This is a genomic window from Streptomyces sp. Isolate_45 (assembly GCF_024721315.2).
Classification (GTDB): domain Bacteria; phylum Actinomycetota; class Actinomycetes; order Streptomycetales; family Streptomycetaceae; genus Streptomyces.
Genome location: NZ_JANFAK020000347.1, coordinates 1 through 1,995, shown reverse-complemented (window position 1 = coordinate 1,995; position 1,995 = coordinate 1). Strand labels below are relative to the sequence as shown.

The window sequence follows — 1,995 nt, the reverse complement described above, 5'->3', positions numbered from 1 at the left end:
CCTCGCCCAGGGCGAGCAGCGACACCACACCGGCCACGGACCCGACGTCCGACAGCAGATCGGCCCAAGCAGCCCGCCCGACACCGGACTCGACGACCACCCGGCGGACCTCGGCTCCCCGGCCGGTCAGGGCATCCGCCACGGCCGTGGTCGAGGCGTCGTCCGCGCTCGCGGCGGGTACGACGACGAGCCACTGGCCGCCCGGCACGCCCGAGGTGGACGCCGGCGCCGTGAGCGGCTTCCACGTTGCCCGGTATCGCCAGCCGTCGACCTGTGCCTGCTCCTGGTTCTGCCGACGCCAGGCCGACAGGGCGGGGACGAAGTCGCTGAAGCTCGCGTCGTCCGCCACCTCCAGTTCGGACAGCAGTGACGTGAGGTCGCCGCGCTCCACCGCTTCCCAGAATCGCGCGTCCACGCCGTCGACCGCCGGGGCGGGCACGGGAGCGCCGCTCGGTGCGGCCGCCTCCGGCCAGAAGCGCTGCCGCTGGAAGGCGTACGTCGGCAGCTCGCCGCGCCCGGCGCCCGTACCGGCGAAGAAGGCGGACCAGTCCACCTCCACACCCCGTACGTGTGCCTCGGCCACGGCCGTGAGCACCGACTCCGACTCCGCGCGGCCCGCGCGCAGGACCGGTACGAAGGCTGCGTCGGCGTCCCCGGTCAGGCAGTCCTGGGCCGCGGCGGACAGCACACCGTCGGGACCGATCTCGACGTACGTCGAGACACCGGCCGCCTCCAGGGCGCGCACACCGTCGAGGAAGCGGACGGCCTCGCGCACGTGCCGGACCCAGAACTCGGCCGAGTTCATCTCGTCGGTGACGAGAGCGCCGGTCAGGTTCGATACCAGTGGGATCCGCGGGGCCGCGTACGTCAGTCCCTCGACCACCTGGCGGAAGTCGTCCAGCATGCCGTCCATGTGCGGCGAGTGGAAGGCGTGGCTCACTGTGAGCCGCTTGCTCTTCCTGTCACCAAGGAACTCCACGACCGCGACGGCGGCGTCCTCGTCACCGGCGATCACGACCGACCGCGGACCGTTGACGGCGGCGATGCTCACCCGCTCGGTCAGTAGCGGCAGGACCTCGTCCTCGGACGCCTGGACGGCGATCATCACGCCACGCACGGGCAGCGCCTGCATCAGCCGGCCACGCGCCGCGACCAGAGCGCACGCGTCGTCCAGGGACAGCACCCCCGCCACGTGCGCGGCGGCGATCTCACCGATCGAGTGCCCGGATACGAAGTCCGGCCGCACACCCCACGATTCGAGGAGCCGGAACAGCGCCACCTCGACGGCGAACAACGCCGGCTGCGTGTACTCGGTCCGATCCAGGAGTTCCGCGTCGGTCCCGAACAGGACGTCCTTCAAGGGCGCGTCGAGCCGCGAGTCGAAGCGTGCGCACACCGCGTCCAGCGCGTCGGCGAACACCGGCCGGGCGTCGTACAGTTCCCGCCCCATTCCGAGGCGCTGGCTGCCCTGGCCCGTGAAGAGGAAGGCGTGTCCGCCTCCCGACACCGTGCCCCGCGCGAGGCCCGGCGCGGGCTCGCCGGCAGCGAGCCGGCGCAGGGCGGCCGTCAGAGCTTCGCGGTCCTCGGAGCCCGTCACCAGAACGGCCCGCGTGTCGAACTTCGACCGCTCGACGGCGAGCGAGTACGCGGTGTCCTGGGCGGCGGCCCGCGGGTTCTGCGCCAGCCACGAGGCGAGCTGCTCGGCCTGGGCGCGCAGAGCGGTGGGGTTCTTGCCGGTGACGACGTACGGCAGGGCCGGAGCGGTGCCACCGGTGTGCTGCTCGGCGGTCGTGGCCTCGGCCGGGACCGGGGCCTCTTCGATGATGGTGTGGGCGTTGGTGCCGCTCAGGCCGAAGGAGGAGACGCCGGCCCGGCGCGGGCGGCCGGTTGCCGGCCAGTCCCGCTCCTGGGTGAGGATCTCGACGTCGCCGGCCGTCCAGTCGACGTGCGGGGTCGGCGCGTCGACGTGCAGGGTCCGCGGAAGGACTCCGTGTC

Annotated in this window: 1 protein-coding gene; it reads right to left on the bottom strand. The window is 73.1% G+C overall.

Annotated elements, in window-relative coordinates:
• A partial coding sequence (locus tag NOD94_RS40945; RefSeq protein ID WP_281211325.1) for an acyltransferase domain-containing protein occupies positions 1-1,995 on the bottom strand: 1,995 nt, incomplete at both ends.